This window comes from Bordetella sp. N (assembly GCF_001433395.1).
Classification (GTDB): Bacteria; Pseudomonadota; Gammaproteobacteria; order Burkholderiales; family Burkholderiaceae_B; genus Bordetella_C.
Map to the genome: position 1 here is coordinate 3,046,970 of NZ_CP013111.1, position 20,944 is coordinate 3,067,913.

12 protein-coding genes and 1 pseudogene are annotated in these 20,944 nt (G+C 65.8%); 7 read left to right on the plus strand and 6 right to left on the minus strand.

Annotation, left to right across the window (positions count from 1 at the left end; all coding sequences use genetic code 11):
- Positions 1 to 64: 64 nt before the first annotated feature.
- Positions 65 to 3,943 carry a YhdP family protein gene (locus ASB57_RS12995; RefSeq protein ID WP_057652617.1) on the minus strand — a complete coding sequence of 1,293 codons (3,879 nt, stop codon included), beginning with the start codon at positions 3,941 to 3,943 and terminating at the stop codon, positions 65 to 67.
- Positions 3,944 to 4,031: 88 nt separating this feature from the next.
- Between ASB57_RS12995 and glnE the strand changes: the two genes are divergently transcribed.
- From glnE to ASB57_RS13010, 3 genes are all read left to right on the plus strand, one after another.
- Positions 4,032 to 6,944: a bifunctional [glutamate--ammonia ligase]-adenylyl-L-tyrosine phosphorylase/[glutamate--ammonia-ligase] adenylyltransferase gene (gene glnE, locus ASB57_RS13000; RefSeq protein WP_057652618.1), complete on the plus strand. Its 2,913-nt coding sequence runs from the start codon at positions 4,032 to 4,034 to the stop codon at positions 6,942 to 6,944.
- Between the two features lie 76 nt (positions 6,945 to 7,020).
- Positions 7,021 to 7,707: an epoxyqueuosine reductase QueH gene (locus ASB57_RS13005; protein ID WP_057652619.1), complete on the plus strand. Its 687-nt coding sequence runs from the start codon at positions 7,021 to 7,023 to the stop codon at positions 7,705 to 7,707.
- A 177-nt stretch (positions 7,708 to 7,884) separates the two neighbouring features.
- Positions 7,885 to 9,423, plus strand: coding sequence for an acetolactate synthase large subunit (locus ASB57_RS13010; protein ID WP_057652620.1), 1,539 nt, complete (start codon positions 7,885 to 7,887; stop codon positions 9,421 to 9,423).
- A gap of 115 nt (positions 9,424 to 9,538) precedes the next feature.
- Here the strand turns inward: ASB57_RS13010 and ASB57_RS13015 are convergent, their stop codons facing one another.
- Together ASB57_RS13015 and ASB57_RS13020 are read right to left on the minus strand one after the other, a co-directional pair.
- Positions 9,539 to 10,327, minus strand: coding sequence for an anti-sigma factor (locus ASB57_RS13015; protein ID WP_231755414.1), 789 nt, complete (start codon positions 10,325 to 10,327; stop codon positions 9,539 to 9,541).
- On the minus strand, positions 10,324 to 10,887 hold the full coding sequence (locus tag ASB57_RS13020) for a sigma-70 family RNA polymerase sigma factor (protein WP_057652622.1): 564 nt from the start codon (positions 10,885 to 10,887) through the stop codon (positions 10,324 to 10,326). Before ASB57_RS13020 ends, ASB57_RS13015 begins: the two co-directional genes overlap by 4 nt.
- A 283-nt stretch (positions 10,888 to 11,170) precedes the next feature.
- Between ASB57_RS13020 and ASB57_RS13025 the strand changes: the two genes are divergently transcribed.
- Complete coding sequence (locus tag ASB57_RS13025; protein ID WP_057652623.1) at positions 11,171 to 12,106, plus strand: metallophosphoesterase; 936 nt, start codon at positions 11,171 to 11,173, stop codon at positions 12,104 to 12,106.
- A gap of 160 nt (positions 12,107 to 12,266) precedes the next feature.
- Entirely contained in the window at positions 12,267 to 12,557 is a 291-nt protein-coding gene (locus ASB57_RS13030; protein ID WP_231755456.1) for a cupredoxin domain-containing protein, read from the plus strand.
- Between the two features lie 77 nt (positions 12,558 to 12,634).
- Here the strand turns inward: ASB57_RS13030 and ASB57_RS13035 are convergent.
- The 3 genes and pseudogenes from ASB57_RS13035 to aceB form a co-directional block, all read right to left on the minus strand.
- Positions 12,635 to 13,147 (minus strand): annotated as a pseudogene (locus ASB57_RS13035) (DUF1016 N-terminal domain-containing protein); the annotation flags it as partial.
- Positions 13,148 to 13,692: 545 nt separating this feature from the next.
- Positions 13,693 to 16,293: an ATP-dependent chaperone ClpB gene (gene clpB, locus ASB57_RS13040; protein WP_057652624.1), complete on the minus strand. Its 2,601-nt coding sequence runs from the start codon at positions 16,291 to 16,293 to the stop codon at positions 13,693 to 13,695.
- A gap of 284 nt (positions 16,294 to 16,577) precedes the next feature.
- The gene (aceB, locus tag ASB57_RS13045) at positions 16,578 to 18,161 is read right to left on the minus strand and encodes a malate synthase A (RefSeq protein ID WP_057652625.1); all 1,584 of its coding nucleotides are present in this window, start codon (positions 18,159 to 18,161) and stop codon (positions 16,578 to 16,580) included.
- A gap of 608 nt (positions 18,162 to 18,769) precedes the next feature.
- Here aceB and ASB57_RS13050 point away from each other — a divergent pair.
- Complete coding sequence (locus ASB57_RS13050) at positions 18,770 to 19,684, plus strand: LysR family transcriptional regulator (RefSeq protein ID WP_057652626.1); 915 nt, start codon at positions 18,770 to 18,772, stop codon at positions 19,682 to 19,684.
- 119 nt (positions 19,685 to 19,803) lie between these two features.
- Positions 19,804 to 20,943, plus strand: a complete 1,140-nt coding sequence (locus ASB57_RS13055) for a hypothetical protein (protein WP_057656116.1) — start codon at positions 19,804 to 19,806, stop codon at positions 20,941 to 20,943.
- The last annotated feature ends 1 nt before the right edge of the window (position 20,944 follow it).

Consider the following 20,944-nt stretch of genomic DNA (forward strand, 5'->3'; position numbering starts at 1 on the left):
CGCAGCTCCACCGAGAAACCCGCGGGGTTGCCGCAAAAGAACGCTATCGATCACCCCGAAAACATCAGTTTTCGATGAACTCGCGGGCCTTGGCGGCGGAGTCGGCTTTGTTGTTGTTGATGGGCGCGACCTTCGGGTCGTTCCAGCTGCCCGTGACCGCATATTCGCTGGTCAGCGCGCTGGCCAAAGGATGTTTCAGGATCAGCTGACCAAGAAAGGCTCCCAATCCCAGCAAGGGATTGACGAAAGCCGTGGCCACGGCGGCACCGCTGGCGTCAAGATTCGGCACTACCACAGCCTTCAAATTCCAGGTCTCATCCACGATATTCGTGTCGCCAGCCAGAATGATGCTGGCCACCGGCCCGGCCACCTTGTAATCCTCCGTGTGCGCGATGCCCTTGGACAAGGTGACATGGCCACGGATGGTGTCGAACGGGAAACCATCTTTCAAGAGATTCGCAGGATTGAAATCCAGCCTGGCCAACCGGCCCACCGATTGCAGCGACAACAACTCCAGCAGCCGCGCGGTACGGGAATTGACATGGACGAAGCGCCCCTTGTCCAGGCTGAACTCCAGCTTGCCTTCGACCTTGCCCAGGTCATGCGTCCAAGGCAGATCGTTCCAGGTCAGGCTGGCCGACGCCGTACCCGCCCCATTGGCCATGGTGTCCGGCTTGCCCAGACGCCCCAGCAACTGGCCGAAATCCTTGAACTGCGATGAGGCCTCCACCGTCAGCCCCCGATCCGCGCCACTAAGCCGCCAGATCCCCTTGGCATCCAGCGAGGCGTCCTGGCTGGTGATACGCAGCTTGTCCAGCTGCCAACGACGGCCCCGCTCCAGATTGGTCCCCAGCACCTGCAAGGTGCCGACGTCCTTGCCATACAGCCGCAAGGAATCGGCATGCAGATCGACCGCGGGGATATCCGACAATTCATCGGTCTTCGACAAGGCTTCGCTAGCCGTATTGGTGTCGCTGGCATCGCCAAAGGCCAGGTACTTGAACCGCCCGGTCACCTTACCGGCGACATTGCCCGCGCCTTCGCGCCAGGACAGGGATCCGGCCGCCTGGCGCGACTGGATATCCACCCGCCACTGCATGTCGATGGGCCGTTCCGCGGTCAGGGTCAGATCGTTCAACGTCAGGCCCGACATACGCAATTGCGGGGTCTTGATGCTGACCAGACTGATCGGCGGCAACAGCGGCTGCGCCGGCCCACTCGCCGACCCGCTCGCCGGCCGACGCGCGGCCGTCTTCGCCGCCGAAGATGCCGGCGCCGGCGTGGGCGTGGGCGAAAAACCGTCGATCAAGGTCTCCCACGCATCGGCATCCAGCTCCGGCAGGTCCAGCTTGAGCGTGAAGCCCTTGTCCGGCAGGCTCGCCGGCTGATTGGCGCCGACCGCGCCCCGCGCGAAAAACGCCCGCCGGTCCGCGGGGTCGCGCTCCAGCAGCACATTGATGTTCTGCCCCACGCTGCCGGTCAACCACACGCGGTTGCGCGCGCCTGGTGTCTGCGCCGGACTCCACTGCACCTTCACCGGCATGGCCGTGGCGGCTGGCTTGCCGATGGGCGCCGGCATGTCCAGCGCCAGCCCCATCAGGTCGGACTCCAGCGTCGCATCGATGTTGCCGCCTTTCAAATACAGCAGACGGGCGTGGTAGTTGGTCTTGCCGCTGATGCGCGCCATCGATTTGGCGCGGAACAGTTGCGGCAAGGCAGCGCCATTGACCGTGCCATCGAAGCGCAAGCCGTTGCGGCTGTCCAACAAGCTGCCGTCCACCCGCAACGGACCACCCAGGAACTGACCCTCCAGCCCGCGGGCGCTGACATCCTGTTCCGTGAAGGCCAGTTGCCCGCGCAACTGCTGCACCGGCGGCAATTGCGGAAACAGGGCGAATTCGTTGTTGTCGAAGCTGACCGTGCCATCGACCTTGGTGGCGTCAGGATCGAGCAAGGGCACGCGCAAGGCCAGGGCCAGGTTGGCGTTGCCGGTGCCCCGCGCGTCGTCCAGCAGGTTATCCAGCAGTCCGCCCAGAGGCGAGGTCTTGCTGGTCGCCAGATACGTACCGATGGGACCGCTGGACTCGGCGGAGAGCAGCAGCTCGGCCTTGTGCTCCATATTGGGAATGGTCGCCTTGATACCGTTCAGGGCGACCGGCACAGTCCCGGGAGCGGGCGCCTGCAGTTCTCCGCCAGGCGCCGCTTCCAGGGTCAAGGCCGCGCCGTCGATGGCGAAAGTGCCCTTCAGGCCCGTCACCGCCGGCCAGCCTTTGTGCTTGCTGTCCAGGGCCGGTGCATAGTCCACGGTCGCGCCGTCATAGGCGCCGCCGATATGGAACTTGCCCCGCCCGGTGTCCTGCGTAAAAGGAAAATCGTCCAGATCACCCTGGACCACGATGCCGGCATCCCGCACGTCGCCCGCCTTCAAACCGCGTTGCAGCCAGTCGCGCGCCTCGGCGGTAACCGTCTGGGGCAGATAGCCATGCAGCGTACTCATACGCAGGCGCGCCAGCTTGCCGGTCATGTCCGCGGTGCCGGCCAGGGTCTTGCCCGTTTCGCGCCAGCGTCCCTGCAAGGTCAGGTCCAGGTCGGCATTGCGCAAGGATGCCTGGCGCAGCTCCACGCCCAGCACGCCGTCGTCGCCGCGGCGCCCCACCCCATCCAGGGTGAGCTGGTCCAGCGTGATGTTCGGATCCTGCAGTACGCCGGGAAGGTTGGCGCTGACATCCTGGGCCTGCATCTGCAAAGTCAGGCCCTTCGGCGTGGCCGCGACGGCGCCCATGGGCGTCGCGCGTTGCGCGGGCGCGCCACTGCTCTGGGTCAGCGCCAGCCCGCCCAGGCTGTCCCAGACGTCGCCCGGCAAACCATCGACATGCAGGCGCACGTTGCTCGCGGCCAGCCTGGAGCGGACGGCCGCCCCGCCATCCTGCCACTGCCAGCCGACACCGCGCGCGAACAGATCGGCCGTCACCGCGCCGATGCGCTTGCCGTCCACCTGCATCCAGGCGCGCGCCGCCAGGCGGCCGCCCATGGGCGGCAGTTGCACCCACGGCGTCCAGGCCGCCGGATCCACGTCGACCACTTCGCCGTAGACCTGACCATGCCAGTTGGCCGGGTTGCGCGGGTCACGGGTGAACAGGGAGCGCTCGACCTCGCCGCGCAAGTCCAGGCTGCGGCCCAGGGCGGGCGGCAGCTTCGCGCGTAAGGCAAAGCGGTGCGTGAGCACGCCGTTCAGCAAAGCCAGGCTGGCATCGTCGATGACCAGGTCCGGGGTGCCGCGCAGTTCGTCCTGCCAGCGCACGGTGACGTGCTTCAAGGCGATCTCGCGCTGGCGCGCCAGCCAACGGACGGCGGCGGTGTCTAGCCAAGGCCCGTCATTGCCGGTGTCCAGCGCGATGGCCTGCCCGGCCACCCACAGGCGATTGTCGCGATCGCGCCGCAAGGTGATGTCCAGGCCATCCGCCCGCAGGTTGACCAGACGCGGCACGCGGTCGAACAGGCTGCGCCAGGCCACCACGGCCTGCACGTTGGGCAGGCTCAGAACCGGCGTCGCGGGCGCGGACATGACGGGGCCAGTGGGCGGTAGTGTCGCGTCGGCGTTCGTGGCGCCGGCACTGCCCGGCACCGGGGCGGCACTCGCGGGCGCCGCGGCGGCATTGGCCGGGGCGGCGGCCGATGCCGAGCCCGCCGTATCCGGCGTTTCGTAGACGCGCACATCGCTCAGGTGCAGACGCGGATTCAGCCCATACCAATCCGCCGATATCTTGCCGATCTCGACGCGGGCGCCGATGGCCTGACTGGTGTAGTCCTCGATCTGCGGCCGCCACTGATCGATGCGCGGAAGCACCAGGTAACGCATGCCGAGCAAGGTCACGGCCGCGACAAAATACACGGCCCAGACGACCCACATCAGGATGCGCAGGATTTTGAAGGAGAAATGCACAGGAAAATGAGCGAGAGCGATAGTCTTGCGGTATCGTCCCCTTATACATGAAATGCCTATCGGCGTCTGCGTATCCAAATTACCAACTATGTCCGCCGCTGCCCCATTCGACCCCGCTTCCGATTCGCTGTTGTCCACCGCCTATGCCTGGTCTGGCTATCTAAGGCGGCGGCTGCAGGCTTATCCGGATCTGGCGCAATGGCTGACGGAGCATGCCCGGCGGCCCGTCGATCAGGACGCCTTGACGCGCTGGTGCGATGAGCTGATCGCCGCCACGGGCGCGCCAATCAGGAGCCTGCCTGCTCTGCCCGCTGCTGGTGCTGGTGCTGGTGCTGGCGCTGGCGCCGGCGCCACGGCCGCGGCACCGCCAGCGGGCAGTGCCCGGACCAGGGACTTCGTCCTGCCGGTGCCGGCCTGCCGCGCCGTGTTGCGTCAGCTGCGCGAGCGTGTGTTCTGCGCGCTCATCGTGCGCGACCTGGCCGGCCTGGCGCCCCTGGAGGAAGTGGTCGGCGCCATGACCGGCCTGGCCGACCTGGCCATCGCGGCGGCTTACCGCAGCGTGTCGGCCGACCTCGCGGAGACGCATGGCATCCCGGTCGATCCCGCCAGCGGCAAGCCCCAGGAAATGCTCATCATGGGCATGGGCAAGCTGGGCGGCGGAGAGTTGAACGTGTCCTCCGACATCGACCTGGTGATGCTCTATGGCGAGGAAGGCGAAACGCCTGGACCGCGCAAGCTCAGCTATCACGAGTTCTACGGCCGCCTGACCCAGCGCATGATGCCGGTGCTGTCGGAAATAGATGCGCATGGTCACGTTTTCCGTACTGACCTGCGTTTACGGCCCGATGGCGACGGCAGCCCCCTCGCATGGAGCCTGGACGCCTTTGAGCATTATCTGGTGGGCCAGGGCCGCGAGTGGGAGCGTTATGCCTGGTTGAAGGCGCGCGCCATCCCGGCCCAGGCTTTCGCCGACAGCGACAGCGAAGCCCAGCTGCGCCAGATGGAAAGCCTGCGCATCCCCTTTGTCTATCGCAAGTATTTCGACTTCGACGCACTGGCCGCGCTGCGCGCCCTGCGCGAACGCATCCGCCTGGACTGGCAGCGGCGCGCGCTGGGGCGCAACGGCATGGACAGCGCCCTGAACATCAAGCTGGGCGACGGCGGCATCCGTGAAATCGAATTCGTGGTGCAGCTGTCGCAATTGATCCGTGGGGGCCGCATGCCGGCCCTGCGCGATCGCGGACTGCTGGCCGCCCTGCACGCGCAGCGCGATGCCGGCATCCTGCCCGCGGCCGACGTCGAGCGGCTGGAGGCGGCCTACCGCTTCCTGCGCCGTACCGAACACGCCCTGCAATACCGCGAGGACGAACAGACCCACCTGCTGCCCGCCGACCCCGAGCCGCGCGCCGCCCTGGCGCGGGCACTAAGCATGACCCCGGCGGATTTCGAGCAGAGCCTGACCGCCCATCGTGCCTTCGTCGCCGACACCTTCCGCAATGCCTTCGGCATGGCCGGCATGGATGATCCCGGCCACAGCGACAGCGGCCGTCCCGCCTCCACCGCCTCCGGCACGGACATGGAAAGCACGCTGCTGGACCAGATCCATGAGCTGTTCGGCGAACAGGGCCCGGAACTGGCGGCGCGCGCCACGTCGCTGCTGGGCAGCCATCGCGTGCGCAGCCTGCCGGAGACCAGCCGGCGCCGCCTGGAAACCCTATTGCCGGCGGCCGTGCAGGCGGCGGCCCGGACCGAAGCGCCCGCGGCGGCCACCGTGCGCCTGTTCGACCTGATCGAACAGGTGGCCCAGCGCAGCGCCTATCTGGCGCTGCTGGCCGAGTACCCGGACACCTTGGCGCGCGTGGCCCGCATGATGGCCGCCAGCCCCTGGGCCGCCCAATACCTGACGCAGCATCCCTTGCTGCTGGACAGCCTGATCGACTGGCGCACGCTGTTCGAACCCCTGGACTTCCGCCAGATCGGCACGCAACTGGCCGCCGACCTCGACGCCTGCGTGCTGCCCGACGGCAGCGCCGACGTCGAGCGCCAGATGAACCTGATGCGCGACGTCCAGCGCCAGGCCAGCTTCCAGCTGCTGGCGCAGGATCTGGAAGGCGAGCTGACGGTGGAAAAGCTGGCCGACCAGTTGTCGGCCCTGGCCGACATGCTGCTGGCCGAGACCATCAAGCGGATCTGGCCGCTGGTGAATCGCCAGCCGGGCGCGCAACCACATTTCGCGGTGGTGGCGTATGGCAAGCTGGGCGGCAAGGAATTGGGCTATTCGTCCGACCTGGACCTGGTGTTCCTGTTCGACGATCCGCGCGACGATGCCCCGGAAATCTACGCCAAGCTGGGCCGGCGCATGAGTTCCTGGCTGTCGACCATGACGTCATCGGGCCGGCTGTACGAGGTCGACCTGCGCCTGCGGCCGGACGGCGACGCAGGGCTGCTGGCGGTGTCGATCGAGGCTTTTGCCGAATACCAGAGCAAGCATGCCTGGTCCTGGGAGCACCAGGCCCTGACCCGCGCGCGCTTCGCCGCGGGCGATGCCGACCTGGGCGCGCGCTTCGAGGACGTACGGCGCGACATCATGCTGGCGCCGCGCGATGTCGCCGCCCTGCGCACCGACGTCCGCGCCATGCGGGAGAAGATCAGCGCCGGCCATCCGAATACCAGCGGCAAGTTCGACGTCAAGCACGACCGCGGCGGCATGGTGGACGTCGAGTTCGTCACCCAATACCTGGTGCTTACGCAGGCGGCGTCACACCCGGTTCTGGTGAAGAATCTGGGCAATATCACCCTGCTGCGCCTGGCCGCCGAGGCCGGTCTGCTGGACCCTGGCCTGGCCACGCGTGCCGGCGATGCTTATCGCACCTTGCGCCGGGTTCAGCACGCGATGCGGCTGCAAGGGCAGGAAAAGGCGCGAGTGGCGCCCGCTACCCTGCCGGCGGAGCGCGAGGCGGTCACGGAGCTCTGGAATACGGTTCTGGGCGACGGGGCGTAAAATACGGGATTCGGCGCTGGCCGGCGCGGGAATCTTTCCCCGGCCCCGCCCTGCTCCATCTTTCCCCGGTATTGCCATGTCTGAATACGTTCGCCCGAAACTCGAACTGCCCGAAGGGCGCCGCAAGGTGCTCATGCACTCCTGCTGCGCGCCCTGTTCGGGTGAAGTGATGGAAGCCATGCAGGCCTCCGGCATCGACTACGCCATCTACTTCTACAACCCGAATATCCATCCGGTGAAGGAATACGAGATCCGCAAGCAGGAGAACATCCGCTTCGCCGAGCAGCATGGCATCGAGTTTATCGACGCCGACTACGACATGGACAACTGGTTCGATCGCATCAAGGGCATGGAAGACGCGCCCGAACGCGGCGAGCGCTGCACCGCCTGTTTCGACATGCGCTTCGAGCGCACCGCCCTGTACGCGCACGAACATGGCTTCGACACCATTACCAGCTCGCTGGGCATCTCGCGCTGGAAGGACATGAACCAGATCAACGGCTGCGGCGAACGCGCCGCCGCCCGCTATCCCGAGCTGACGTACTGGACCTACAACTGGCGCAAGGGTGGCGGCTCGCAACGCATGATCGAAATCAGCAAACGCGAGAACTTCTATCAGCAGGAATATTGCGGCTGCGTCTACTCGCTGCGCGATACCAACCGCCATCGCCGCTCCCAGGGCCGCGATCGCATCTACATCGGCGTGAAGTTCTATGGCCGCGACGGCCTGGTGAACGAAGAAGACATTCAGGATCAAGGGTAAACCCCGACGGATGGCACTTACGCGGCGGATCTGTTCCCCATCTGCCCGTATCTGACGTCTTTTTGCGCCGCATCCTCGTCGCTGTTCGTCCCGTGCGCCTCGTCCAAGACGATGGCGCGTAAAACCGGGGCGTACACTCTGGCTGGTTTTTTATGCCACATTGACGATGAGGAAAGAATGAACGGCGCCGAGAGTCTGGTCCACACGCTGCTCAAGAGCGGCATCGATACGTGCTTTGCCAACCCCGGCACGAGTGAAATGCACTTCGTGTCCGCGCTCGACCGCATTCCCGGCATGCGCTGCGTGCTGGCGCTGGCGGAGACCGTGGTCACCGGCGCCGCCGACGGCTACGCCCGCATGGCGGACCGCCCCGCCGCCACCCTGCTGCATTGCGGCCCGGGTCTGGCCAACGGTCTGGCCAATCTGCACAACGCACGCCGCGCCAACTCGGCCATCGTCAATATCGTGGGCGACCAGGCCACGCATCACCGCCCCCTGGACGCACCGCTGACCGCCGACACCGAAGGGTGGGCCCGGCCGGTGTCGGGCTGGACCCGCACGTCCAGCACCGCCGAAACGATAGGCCGCGATGCCGCCGCCGCGGTGCAGGCCGCGCGCACCTCGCCCGGCCAGATCGCCACCTTGATCGCGCCGTCCGACACCTGCTGGAATCCCGGCGGCGTGGTCGTCGACGCGCTGGACGTGCCGCCCGCCCCCACGGTGGATGAGGGCGTGCTGAGCGCCGTCGCGCGCATTCTGCGCACCGGCGAACCGGCCGTGCTGTTCATGGCCAATGACGCGCTGCGCGAAACGCCGCTGGCCGTGGCCGGCCGCATCTCGCAGAAGACGGGTGCGCGCCTGTTCGCGCCGACGTCCAACCGCCGTATCGAACGCGGCGCCGGTCGTCAGCCCGTCACCCGCCTGCCATATGCCATCGAACCAGCCCTGGCCGCGCTCAAGGGCACCAAGCATCTGATCCTGGTCGGCGCCAAGGCGCCGGTGGGTTTCTTCGCCTATCCCGACAAGCCGGCGCTGCTGTATCCCGAGGATTGCCAGATCCACGTTCTGAGCCGTCCCGAACAGGACCAGGGCGATGCGCTGGCCCGTCTCGCCGACATGCTGGCCGCGCACGAAGCCGCGCCGGTGGCGCAACGCGTGGTGGGCGAACCGGCCCGCGGCGCCGTCACGTCGGAAGCCGTGGCGCAGACCGTCACGGCCTTGCTGCCAGATAACGCCATCGTCGTCGATGAAAGCGTGAGCTTTGGCCGCGCCTTCTTCTCCGGCACGGTCAACGCCGCGCCGCATGACTGGTTGCAGATCACCGGCGGCGCCATCGGCAATGGCCTGCCGCTGGCCACGGGCGCCGCGATCGGCGCGCCGGGCCGACGCGTCGTGTCGCTGCAGGCCGACGGCTCGGCCATGTATTCGCTGCAATCCTTGTGGACGCAGGCGCGCGAGCAGCTGGACGTCACCACGGTGATCCTGGCTAATCGCAAGTACGCCATCCTGATCGGCGAACTGGCCGGTGTGGGCGCCGAAGCGGGCAAGACCGCGATGAACATGCTGGACTTGACCCGCCCTACCCTGGATTGGGTCAAGCTGGCCAATGGCATGGGGGTGGAAGCGGCGCAGGCGCAGAACATGGAACAGTTCGCGGATCTGCTTGCGGCGGCGAACAAGCGCAAGGGGCCGTTCGTTATCGAATTGGTGATTTGATTCGATAGCCCGGCCTGTTGCAGGAAAGCCCCCACGCTGGCGCGTGGGGGCTTTTTTTTGGCGCCGGGCCGCCCCAAGCCAAAAAAGCGTCCCCTCGGCGGCGCGCGCAAAGCGATCAGTTGCCGGTCTTCTGCATCTCACTGACGAAGCCGCTCAAGTCGCTGGCGCCGGCGTCGGTGATGGCCCAGTAGTTCATGCCCGCCGCGCGCCAATGCGCGATGTGATAGCCCAGGCGTTCCTCGAAGCGCGGCGCCGCCGGCTCCCCCGCGCCCGGCCAGACGAACAGGCTGATCGGATGCAGCTTGTCGCGATAGACCAGGACCGCCACCCGCTGGCCGGCCAGATAGTCCACCCGCCCGCCCTTCAGCGGATATCCCTGCGCGGCCAGGTCGACCACCGGCGGGGCGAAGTCCAGCTTGCCGCCGAACCACGGCTTGACCGTATGCTGGTCAGTCGAGGCCACATCGAACAGATGATCGACCTGCAACGAACGGATGTTGTTGTTCACCAGCTCCTGCGCCAGGCGCTGCTCGTCGGACGGCAGCCGCAGAAACAGTCCCAGGCTCACGGCCAGCGCGGCCAGGCTGGCCAGGGCCAGGCCCAATGGCGCCCGGGCCGACGTCTGGCCGGAGGATCCTGCCGCCGAACCAGCACCCAGCAGGCGCCGCCAGAGTGGCTTGCGGCCCGGCAGCGCGGCAGTGATGCGCTTGACCAGCTCGGCGGGCGCCGCGACGCGCAGATCGGCCTGGCGCAGTTGTGCGCTGGCAGCGCGCTGGCGCGCCAGTTCCAGCCGGCAAGCGTCGCATTGCGCCATATGTTGGTCCAGCGCCAGGGACTCAGACAGGCTGAGTTCCCCGTCCAGATAGCCCGGCAGCAGGGCCGATGCCTGTTCGTGGTCCATCATGCCTCCCCCCCGGTCGGCGCCAGGAGCGCGGCAAGCTGCTGGCGGCCCCGGCCCAGCCTGGACATGACGGTGCCCATGGGGATATCCAGAATCATGGCAATCTCTTTATACGACAGCTCTTCAAGCTCGCGCAGCACAAGTACCTCGCGGAACTCCAGCCGTAGAAGGCCCAGCGCCTGGTGCACGCGCCTCTGGTTCTGAGCGCGGATATACATGGCCTCGGGGCCATCATCTTCGGCCGCCTGATCAGCCGCCACACCGTGTTCCTCATCCTCGAATTCCGTCGTTTCCCTGGCTTGCTTGCGGTTCTCGGCGTACCAGGTGTGGAAAGTATTGCGCACGATGCTCAGCAGCCAGGCGCGGCCGTCGTCGCCACGCAAGCCGCCGGAGAAGCGCAGCGCGCGCAGGCATGCCTCCTGGACCACGTCCTGTGCGTCCTGGTCGTTACGGGTCAGCCAACGTGCCACGTTGTAGGCCGAATCGATGTGCGGCAGCACGAGCCTTTCGAAGCGCTGCGCATTGGCGGCATCGGTACTTGCAACTCCTGCTCTGTGGGCCATGCGTGCTTATCCCTCTACAGACCGGATTCCCCCACGTTCTCAACCCTGACGTTCAAAACGTTTTGAACGTCTCGAACGTTGCATACGTGCCAGGCGGGCCCATCCCTCAAGCAGACCGGAATTTGCCGCGTTTTATTCCCGCTTCGGCGTATTTATTTTTTCGCGCCCCGTCGATGATAAATCGGGAATAAAGCCTCTTGCAGCCCGGTCTTTTGATCGAGACCAGGACGTAGCGTATTGGATAGGCCGACATGCCGTCGCTGGAATCGAACGTGGAGTTCTCATGGACACCGATCTCCCAGACCATCCCGCGCGCCGCGACGCCCTGAAGTGTCTTGCGTTCGGCGGCGCCGGCACCCTGTTCGCGCTGGCCGGCGGCGTGCTTGCGCCCATCGACCTGGCGCTGGCCGCGGCGCAGCCTGACAGCGCCGGCGTACCGCTGTTCCTGCAGATCAGCGACACCCATATCGGCTTCGGCCAGGCGGCCAACAAGAATGTGGCCGGCACGCTGCAACAGACCATAGACCTCGTCAATGCGATGCCGGTCAAGCCCGCGCTGACGATACATACCGGCGACATCACCCACTTGGCCAAGCCCGAACAATTCGATCAGGCCGCGCAGTTGATGAAGGGTTTGAGCATTACCGAATTGCACACCGTTCCAGGCGAACACGACGTCTCGGACGCGGGCGGGGTGGAATATTTCAGGCGCTTCGGCAATGCGTCGAACAGCCAGGGCTATTACAGCTTCGATCACCAGGGCGTACATTTCGTCGCGCTGATCAATGTGCTGAACTTCACGCCGAACGGGCTGGGTGGGTTGGGGCAGGAACAGCTCGACTGGTTGAAGGCCGACCTGCAAGGCCGTTCATCCAGCACGCCTGTCGTGGTGTTCGCGCACATGCCCTTGTGGACGATTTATGCGCCGTGGGGCTGGGGCACCGGGGATGCCGACGTGGCCATGGGTTATCTGCGGCGTTTCGGGTCCGTGACCGTGCTGAACGGCCACATCCACCAGATCGTTTCCAAGGTCGAAGGCAATATCACTTTCCACACGGCGCGTTCGACCGCGTTTCCGCAACCGACGGCGGGGAATGGGCCGGGGCCATCGCCGCTCACGGTGCCGGGAGAGCAGCTCGCCAGCATGCTGGGGGTGACCACCTTGCGGATCACGCAGCATCCGGCCGTTGCGTCCCTTACCGATACCACTTTGGGCTGAGTTGGCCATTTTTTAGCGTGAGGACCAGATCATGATTCCGCATTTTTCCCGCGCGCTTGGGCTTTCCCGTGCGTTTGGGCTTTCCCGTGCGTTTGGGCTTTCCCGCGCATTTGCGCTTTCCCGAGCGTTTGGGCTTTCCCGTGCCTGGCCGCTGGCCGCCGTGCTGGCGCTGGGCCTGTACGTATCGCAGGCCGTCGCCCAGGAGTCGCCGGTCGTCTCCATCAAGGAGTTCATGTTCGTACCCATGTCGACCACCATCAAGGCCGGCTCGACCGTGACATGGAAAAACCTGGACGACGAAGCCCATTCGATCATCGCCGAAGGAGGCCTGTTCCGTTCCGACGCCCTGGACCAGAACGGCACGTTTTCCTTTCGATTCGACAAACCGGGTGTGTACAAGGTGGTCTGTGGCCTGCACCCGAACATGAAGGAGACCATCACGGTTGAGTAGCCTGAAGCGATACGGCAGCGGGACTGACACCACTACCGATTATCGGTCTGACGAGCGAGCAAGGAGAAATCAGCACCCAGTTCCTGCGCGATCGTTTCTTCCGGTTTTTGGGACAACGCCGTACGCTCGTACAACATCGATTCGATGCGCTCGCGCAGCGTGCGAACGCTCCAGCGCTCCACGCTGGCCATCTGGGCGTAGTAGTCTCGTTGGTGAGGATCTTTCAGCGGAATCAGGGCGATAAAGTGCGTCCAGCTCAATTGTCGTATCAGCGATACGACAATCTGCTCGTCAGGGAAAGTGACCGCGAACTGCACCATGCGCCGCAGGTTTTTCACCGAGAAGCTACCGCCGTACTCCTGCGCCAACTGCGCTGCCAAGTTCAGTACGACTTCCTCGCCGTAGCCGGCCCGTCGTCCCGCCAAGACCTGCGTATGGATACGCTGACCAATACGCCAGTAGAGCATTGTGAGCTCGCTATTCACTGACGCTGCAGCACGTTGACGCGCTGCCTGGATCAGTTCACGAATGTCTGACAACAGCGCCGTCGGCGTCGATGGGAGCTTAACGGTTGGCTTGCGCTCGTTCATGTCTACACATCCGAAGGTGCCCCGCGCCCGGCGATCCCCCGACACCCGCTCGCCATTGGGCCACCGTAAGACAAGAGCCCCTTCAGGTCACCCAGAAGGGACGCCTTTTCCGGCTTGGGGTCATAGGCAAAAAAAACCCCGGGGTGAGGGGCCCCCGGGGACACAGGAGAGCCGCGTTGCTGCCGCAGCAGCAGGACAACGCAGCTGCGATTCATGACCGGGCTACGGAGGAGAGCAAGTCGCCATGAATCGCGTGACGTCATAAGACCATGCGTGATGCGTGGGACACATGAGAATTTTCTTGGTTGGTGGACGCTCGTCGGACCCAAGTTCTGAATCGAGGCGAGGAAATTTCTTACGTCGGAAGGGAAGATTAATAAGCGTCCCCCAAGGGGGACGCTTATCGGGCTTGGCCAGGGACCGGTAAAACGTCTCGTGCGGGAGGACGCTTGACGATCCTGCAGGCGCAAAAAAAACGTCCCCTTTCGGGGGACGCTTTGGGACTTACCAAACCGCGGCGTCGCATGACGCCGCGGCCTGCTCTCTTACTGCAGGGTGCGTTCGAACACCAGCTTGCCATCCCGCACATCCACCGGCACCACATCGCGGGGACCGAAGCGGCCTTCCAGGATCAGGCGGGCCACCGGGTTCTCGATCTGCTGCTGGATGGCGCGCTTCAGCGGACGCGCACCGAATACCGGATCGAACCCCGCACGCGAAATCTCCTTCAACGCGGCATCGCTGATTTCCAGACGCATTTCCTGCTTCTCCAGACGATCGGCCAGCCGCTTGAGCTGAATGCGCGCGATCGACTCGATGTGCTGCTCGGCCAAGCCGTGGAACACCACCACTTCGTCGATGCGGTTGAGGAACTCAGGTCGGAACGACTGCTTGAGCTCATCCCACACCACTTCCTTGATGACTTCGTAAGGCTGCCCCGCCATCGACTGGATATGCTGCGAACCCAGGTTGGAGGTCATCACCACCACCGTGTTGCGGAAATCCACCGTGCGACCCTGGCCATCGGTCAGGCGACCATCATCCAGGACCTGCAGCAGAACGTTGAACACGTCCGGATGCGCCTTCTCGACTTCGTCGAGCAGGATAACGCTGTAAGGCTTGCGCCGCACCGCTTCGGTCAGATAACCGCCTTCCTCGTAGCCCACATACCCCGGCGGCGCGCCGATCAGACGAGCCACGGAGTGCTTCTCCATGAACTCGCTCATGTCGATGCGGATCAGATGTTCTTCCGAATCGAACAGGAACTCAGCCAAAGCCCGCGTCAGCTCGGTCTTGCCCACGCCCGTCGGGCCCAGGAACAGGAAGGAACCGTACGGCCGCGACGGATCGGACAAGCCGGCCCGCGAACGACGGATGGCATCGGACACAAGGCGTACCGCCTCGTCCTGGCCAACCACGCGCCGGTGCAGGAAATCTTCCATGCCGAGCAGCTTTTCACGCTCGCCCGTCATCATCTTCGACACGGGAATCCCGGTAGCACGCGACACGACTTCGGCGATTTCCTCCGCGCCCACTTGCGTGCGCAACAGACGCGGCCGGCCCGGCTCGACTTCAGCCTCGGCCTTCTCCGCGCCGCTTTCGGCGGACTTCAAGCGCGCTTCCAGTTCAGGCAGCTTGCCGTACTGCAGCTCCGCCAGCTTGTCGAACTGGCCCTTGCGTTGCAGCTCGGCCATCTCGGCGCGAACCTGATCGATCTCTTCCTTGATGGCCTGGCTGCCCTGCACGGCGGCTTTCTCGGCCTTCCAGATTTCCTCGTAGTCGTTGTACTCGCGTTGCAGCTTTTCCAGTTCTTCCTCGATCACGTGCAGGCGGCGCTTGGAGGCGTCATCCGACTCCCGCTTCACCGCTTCGCGTTCGATCTTCAACTGGATGATGCGGCGGTCCAGGCGGTCCATCACCTCCGGCTTGGAATCGATTTCCATGCGGATGCGGGCCGCTGCCTCATCGATCAGGTCGATCGCCTTGTCGGGCAGGAAACGGTCGGTGATGTAGCGGTTGGACAGCTCCGCCGCGGCGACGATGGCCGGGTCGGTGATGTCCACGCCGTGGTGCAGTTCATAGCGTTCCTGCAAACCGCGCAGGATGGCTATGGTCGACTCGACGTTCGGCTCGCCCACGAGCACCTTCTGGAAGCGGCGCTCCAGCGCGGCATCCTTTTCCAGGTACTTGCGGTATTCGTCCAAGGTGGTCGCGCCGATGCAATGCAACTCGCCACGCGCCAGCGCGGGCTTGAGCATATTGCCTGCATCCATCGCGCCTTCCGCCTTGCCGGCACCTACCATGGTGTGCAGCTCGTCGATGAAGACGATGTTGCTGCCGTCGTCCTGCGACAGTTCCTTGAGGACGGCCTTCAGGCGTTCCTCGAACTCGCCGCGGAACTTGGCGCCCGCCACCAGGGCGGCCATGTCCAGCGACAGCACGCGCTTGCCACGCAGGCTTTCCGGCACTTCGTCATTGACGATGCGCTGAGCCAGGCCTTCGACGATGGCGGTCTTGCCGACGCCGGGTTCGCCGATCAGCACGGGGTTGTTCTTGGTGCGACGCTGCAGGATCTGGATGGTGCGGCGAATTTCATCGTCGCGGCCGATGACGGGATCCAGCTTGCCTTCGCGGGCGCGCTGGGTCAGGTCCAGGGTGTACTTGGCCAGGGCCTGGCGATTGGATTCGCCTTCGGCGCCCTGCACGCTTTCGCCGCCGCGCACGGCGTCGACCGCGGATTCAAGCGCCTTCTTCTGCAGGCCCGCTTCACGCAGGATGCGGCCGGCCTCGCCCTTGTCGTCGGCCAGGGCCAGCAGGAACAATTCGCTGGCGATATAGGTGTCGCCGCGGCGGGAGGCTTCCTTGTCGGTGCGGGTCAGCACCCCTTGCAGGTCGCGGCCGACCTGGACGTTGCCTTCGCCCTGCACTTGGGGCAGCTTCTGCAGTGCCTGGTCGATGGCCGGTTGCAGCCGGTTGACGGCCACGCCGGCGCGCGCCAGCAGGCTGGTGGCGCCGCTGTCGGCGTCCGCCAGCAACGCCGACAGGACGTGCAGAGGCTCGATATATTGGTTGTCGTTGCGCGCCGCCAGGCTTTGTGCGTCGCCCAGGGCTTGCTGAAATTTGGTGGTCAGCTTGTCGAATCGCATAGTTTTCGCTTTGGCCCCAGGACACGGATTGCTCGTGACGGCGGGCGCTAAAGATGGATTTGAAATCCGGCCTGGGACGGCCGGCTCCGATGATCAACAAATGCGGGCTGGACGACGAATTTCAAGACCCTGAGTAAGCCAGGGGCATTGCGTGAGCATAGTCTTTTTTGGTGAACGCAATGGAGGGGGGAGTACGGGCGAGAAAAAGGGGGATTTCCTCAGAAATCCCCCTTTGCCTTCCTGGATGCCGCGCGGAGCGCGGGCGCGCCTTACGTCCTGCGGACTTAGACCTCTTCGTACAGGGGCAGGGTCAGGAACTCGGCAAAATCGTCCTGGGTGCTCATTTGTTCGAAGATCTGGGCGGCGCGGTCGTAGGCCTTGCTGGGGCCGGCGACCTCATGGACCTTGGCCAGCTCTTCAGGAATGAGCTTGCGCACCAGGTCGGCCGTGACCTTGCCGCCCCCTTCCAGCACGCCCTTGGGCGAGCGGATCCATTGCCAGACCTGGGAGCGGGAGATTTCCGCCGTGGCGGCGTCTTCCATCAGGTTGTTGATCGGCACGCAGCCATTGCCGTCCAGCCACGAGCCCAGGTAATGGATGCCGACGTTGATGTTGGCGCGCAGGCCCGCCTCGGTGATCGGGGCTTCCGGCTGGAAGGCGAGCAGATCGGCGGCCGCGACGGCGACGTCCGGGCGTTGCTTGCCGATCTGGTTGGGCGCGTCGCCCAGCACTTTGCGGAATTCCTCCATGGCCACGTCGACCAGGCCCGGGTGGGCGACCCAGCCGCCGTCATAGCCGTCGGTGGCGTCACGGGCCTTGTCGGAGCGGATGCCGGCCATGGCCTGGTCGTTCTTGACGGGATCATTCTTGATCGGGATCAAGGCGCTCATGCCGCCGATGGCGGGGGCATTGCGACGGTGGCAGGTCTTGAGCAGCAGCAGCGCGTAGGCGCGCATGAAGGGCGAGGTCATGGTGACCTTGACCCGGTCGGCCAGGCAGAAATCACGCTCGACCTTGAACTTCTTGATGCAGCTGAAGATGTAGTCCCAACGGCCGGCGTTCAGGCCGGCGCTGTGTTCGCGCAGTTCGTAGAGGATTTCGTCCATCTCGAAGGCGGCGAGGATGGTTTCGATCAGCACGGTGGCCTTGATGGTGCCTTGCTCGATGCCCACGGCGCGCTGGGCTTGGACGAAGATGTCGTTCCACAGGCGGGCTTCCAGATGGCTTTCCATCTTGGGCAGGTAGAAGTACGGGCCGGAGCCGCGGGCCAGCAGTTCTTTGGCGTTGTGGAAGAAGTACAGGGCGAAGTCGAAGATGCCGCCGGACACGCGCTGGCCGTCGACGGTCACATGCTTTTCGTCCAGATGCCAGCCGCGCGGGCGCACCAGCAGCACGGCGGTCTTGTCGTTGAGCTTGTAGGACTTGCCGTTCTGCTCCAGGGCAATGGTGCGGCGGATGGCGGCCATCAGGTTGATCTGGCCGTTGATCTGGTTGTGCCAGTTGGGGGTGTTGGAGTCCTCGAAGTCGGTCATGTAGCTGTCGGCGCCGGAATTCAGGGCGTTGATGACCATCTTGCGTTCGACCGGGCCGGTGATCTCCACGCGGCGGCAGAGGAGGTCCTTGGGCAAGGGAGCGATGGTCCAGTCGCCTTCGCGGACGGCGCGGGTATCGGCCAGGAAGTCCGGCTTTTCGCCTTGGTCGAGGCGCTGGACGCGGGCGGCGCGGGCGGCCAGCAGTTCCTGGCGACGGGCTTCGAAGGTGCGGTGCAGGTCGGCCACCAGGGCCAGGGCGTCATGGGTGAGGACGGTGTCGAAGCCGGCTTCGATGGGTGCGTCGATGGCGACGCCGGCGGGGAGGTGCAGGCTCATGATGGCTCCGGGGTGGTGGATGGGGTGTTGGGGGACAGTTTACGGAGGGGATCTTGAATTAAAAAGCGTATAAAAGTAGATTCATCTTTTAGTTAAAGTATCGAATCTGATGGGGTGGGCTTTCGCCCTGGCGGAGAGTGATGGTGTCCCCGGGCCAGGGCCCGGGGACTTTTGGGTGAGGCCGGGCCCAAGCCCGAGGGCCGGGCCCAAGCCCGAGGGCCGGGCCCAAGCCCGGGGCCGGGCCCAAGCCCGAGGGCCGGGCCCAAGCCCGGGGCCGGGCCCAAGCCCGAGGGCCGGGCCCAAGCCCGGGGCCGGGCCCAAGCCCGAGGGCCGGGCCCAAGCCCGGGGCTGGGCCCAAGCCCGAGGGCCGGGCCCAAGCCCGGGGCTGGGCCCAAGCCCGGGGCCGGGCCCAAGTCCGAGGGCCGGGCCCAAGCCCGGGGCTGGGCCCAAGCCCGAGGGCCGGGCCCAAGCCCGGGGCCGGGCCCAAGCCCGGGGCCGGGCCCAAGCCCGGGGCCGGGCCCAAGCCCGGGGCCGGGCGCAAGCCCGAGGGCCGGGCCAAGCCCCAGGGGCAAGGATGCTGGGTGGTGGTGAACTCTTAGGGAACGGATTTGGACCGGTTCAAGCAATTGCAGACGTTTGTGGACGTGGCTACCTTGGGGAGTCTGTCGGCGGCGGCGCGGGCGGAAGGGGTTACGGCGGCGATGGTGGGGCGGCGGATTGACGCCCTGGAGGCGCGGCTGAGCGTGAAGCTGCTGGTGCGCTCCACCCGCAGGCTGTCCCTCACCGCCGAAGGTAGCGCGCTGCTGGAATACGCCCAGCGCATCCTGCGTGACCTCGACGACAGCGAAAACCTGATCGCCTCGGGCAGCGCGCGCCCCAGCGGCCACCTGCGCATCAGCGCGCCAGCCGGCTTCGGCCGCCGCCACGTCGCCCCCCTGCTGCCGGCCTACACCGCGGAACACCCCGACGTCAGCGTCACCCTGGACCTCAGCGACCGCCTGGTCGACCTGATCGAAGAACGCTTCGACTGCGCCATCCGCATCGGCGACCTGCACGACTCCAACCTGGTCGGCATCCGCCTGGCCGACAATCGCCGCGTGGTCGTCGCGGCGCCCGCCTACCTGGCCAGGCGCGGCACCCCCGCCACGCCGGCCGACCTGACCCGCCACGAATGCCTCTCTTTCGGCAACCAGGCCAATCAATCGCGCGGCTGGCTGTTCACGATCGCCGGCCAGGTGCAGGCCCAGCGGGTGGCAGGCCGGCTGGAATGCAGCGACGGCAGCGTGCTGCACGAATGGACCCTCGCGGGATGCGGCCTGGCGTGGCGGTCCATGTGGGAAGTGCGCCATGACCTGGAACGCGGCCGCTTGCGCACCGTCCTCGACGACTACGCTGCGCCGCCCAACGGCATCTACGCCGTGCTGCCCGAACGCCGCCACTCCCCCGCGCGAGTAAGAGTCTTCGTCGACTTGCTGCGACGTACCTACGCGTCAGCGGATTATTGGGATAACCCAAGCGCGTGAGCCGCGGCACATACGATCGAAATCCGTTGAAACCAGACGCGCGCGACCGGCTGTTGAAAAGCCGCCGCCGGCGAGCCCACGGCATACAATCCGACAACGCCAAAATGTCGGGTCGTGCCATGCCTCTACGCTTCTTGTCCGCCCCTGCCCGCGCCACCGCGCATGCGCTGCTAAGCGCGGCGCCGCTGTGCGCGCTGGCGCTGCCGGCACACGCGGCCCCCGCCTCGCACGGCCCCGTGCCCTCCTGGCAGACCGTGGAACTGGGCCGGACCGGACATCACTATCCTTTCCCGGTCTATGCCAACGTCGACCTGGCGCACGCGCACCTGGACAAGATCCGCCACGTCCTGATCATCATCCACGGGCTCAACCGCGACGGCGACAACTACTTCCAGACCGGGGTCAACATCCTGGCCCTGAAGCCGGGCGCCGACGCCGACACCCTGCTGATCGCCCCCAAATTCCCCGCCGCCCTCGACCGCGGCTTCGACAAGATGCCGGTCTGGAGCCACGGCCGCTGGTCCGCCGGCGAAGCCAGCATCAAGTCCGCCCGCCGGCCCGCGCCGGTCAGCTCCTTCGACGTCCTCGACGACCTGCTGGCGCGCGTGGCCGACACGCGCCGCCTGCCCCTGCTGCAGGACGTGGTGATCGCCGGCCACTCCGCCGGCGCGCAACTGGTGCAGCGCTATGCCGTTTTCAATTCCGTGGACGAGCGCATCAAGCGCGGCGGCGTCAATCTGCGCTATGTCATCGCCAATCCCTCGTCCTATGTGTATTTTTCCAAGGACCGCCCCAAGGGCGACGGCAGCAGCTTCGCGCCCTTCAACCCGGGCCAGTGCCCCGAGTACAACGTCTACAAATACGGCCTCGACCGCATTCCCGCCGAGCTGCCCGCCAGCGGTGTCGGGCCGGCCACCCCCGCCCAGGAAGCCGTGCGCCTGGCGCGCCGCTATGCCGGCCGGTCGGTGACCTATCTGCTGGGCGGCGCCGACACCAATCCCGAACATCGCCTGCTGGACAAGACCTGCGCCGCCGAAGCCCAGGGGGCGACACGCCTGGCGCGCGGCAAGTCCTACGTGAAGTACGAACAGTGGTTGCCCGCCAACCACAAGCTGAACATCGAGCATCAGGCCTACGAAGTCACCGGCGTGGGACACGACAGCCGCCGCATGTTCAATTCGGAATGCGGCGTGCGGGAACTGGCCGGCAAGGACACCCAGGCCGTCACGGGCGCGGCCGCCTGCACGCCGCTACGCTAGC